Origin of the sequence: Streptosporangium sp. NPDC006013, from assembly GCF_040614275.1 — a bacterium.
Classification (GTDB): Bacteria; Actinomycetota; Actinomycetes; order Streptosporangiales; family Streptosporangiaceae; genus Streptosporangium.
Genome location: NZ_JBEXUE010000961.1, coordinates 1 through 1,268 on the forward strand (window position 1 = coordinate 1; position 1,268 = coordinate 1,268).

Sequence of the window (1,268 nt, forward strand, 5' to 3'; positions counted from 1 at the left end):
GCTCACCGCGGTGTCCCGGTCCTGATCTGCGGCACGGGCCGCATCGAGACCGGCCACGTGCTGAGAGATCTGGTGAAGCGGCCGCTCAGCGCCATTGTGACGAGCGGCCGCCGCGTAGTGGCGTGATCGGTTTGTTCGGCATGGGGGGGCGCCTGTCCGCCCATGTTCCGCTGTGTTGCGAGAGGGTGGACGAAGGTTGACTGCGTTCGTACGGGACGTCGCGAGCATGGGGTGCGAGACCATCGAGGTGGTGGGGGCTCGTACCAACAATCTGCGGGACGTGTCGGTGAGCATCCCCAAGGGGCGGCTCATCGCCTTCACCGGAGTGAGCGGCAGCGGCAAGACCTCGCTGGCCGTCGACACCCTGCACAACGAGGCCCAGCTGCGGTATCTGGAGGGGCTTTCGCCGTTCGTGCGGCAGTACATCACCCAGCGCAATCGGCCGAAGGTCGACCGCATCCTGGGACTCGGCGCGACGCTCGCGGTCGACCAGCGCCGTCTGAACCGCAACCCCCGCTCCACGGTCGCGACGATCACCGGCATCGACGGGCATCTGGGGCTGCTGTACTCGCGCCTTCCGGGGATCGGCGCGGACCCGGCGGCGGAGCGTGGGGACGGGCATCTGACGACCGCTCATTTCGACCGCAATACGCCGGAAGGGAGCTGTGCGGACTGCCACGGGGTGGGCGGGCGCTGGCAGGCGCAGGAGGACCTGGTCATCACCCATCCGGAGCTTCCGCTCTTCGAGGGGGCCTCGCCCTGGTACGCGAAGTGGCGGTCGGGGGAGCACGCGTTCGTACCGGCGCTCGCCGAGAAGCGGGGTGTGGACCTCGGCCGGCCGTGGCAGTCGCTGCCTGAGGAGTTCCGTCACTGTGTGCTGTACGGCACGGGTGAGGAGAAGGTCGAGGCGACCGTCGACATGTCGAACAAGAAGGAGACGGTCTCGGTGACCTACACCTCGAGCCAGCCGCTGCGGGGCGCGCTCGCCGAGGTGGAGCGGGTGTTCGTGAACGCCCAGACCTCCAGCGCCAAGCAGCGCTACCTGCCGGATGTGTGGGTGGTCTGCGAGGCGTGCGAGGGTCGGCGCTACAAGCCGGAGGCTTTGGAGATCAGGTATCGGGGGTTGGCCATCGATCAGGTGCTGGAGCTGACCGTCGCCGAGGCTGTGGAGCAGTTCTCCGAACCCCGGCAACTCGCGGAAACCCTGGGAGCCTTGAACCAGGTCGGGCTTGGCTATCTCCAGCTCGGCCAGAGCGCCACAGAGTTGT

1 pseudogene is annotated in these 1,268 nt (G+C 67.9%); it reads left to right on the plus strand.

Going from position 1 to position 1,268, the window contains the following annotated elements:
- Window positions 1-196 precede the first annotated feature (196 nt).
- A pseudogene (locus tag ABZ260_RS51260) lies at window positions 197-1,268 on the plus strand (excinuclease ABC subunit UvrA); the annotation flags it as partial.